Genomic DNA, 253 nt, shown 5'->3' on the forward strand with positions numbered 1-253 from the left:
GGCTCAACAGAATTTGGCACAGTTACAGCAACAACATGGATTGATGCAAAAAGCATATAAGCTTGGTGAATTGAGTTTAAATGAACTGTTACTTCATTCACAGCAACTGGTTGATGCGCGCGGTCGAATTGATCAAGCCAAAATTGATTATGCAGAAAGCTTGAGTTTACTATTGCTGAATTCGCATCAGTTATGGCCTTTACATGAGGATCATCAGGCAGAGTAAAATAGTAGAGTGCTGATATATCAATGC

The 253-nt window shown here is 39.1% G+C and carries 1 protein-coding gene; it reads left to right on the forward strand.

Annotated elements, in window-relative coordinates:
* On the forward strand, positions 1–226 hold a 226-nt coding region (locus EXE10_RS21340; protein WP_165383075.1), incomplete at its 5' end, for a TolC family protein.
* Between the last annotated feature and the right edge of the window lie 27 nt (positions 227–253).

Source organism: Acinetobacter sp. WCHAc060033, assembly GCF_004209125.1.
Taxonomy (GTDB): domain Bacteria; phylum Pseudomonadota; class Gammaproteobacteria; order Pseudomonadales; family Moraxellaceae; genus Acinetobacter; species Acinetobacter wuhouensis.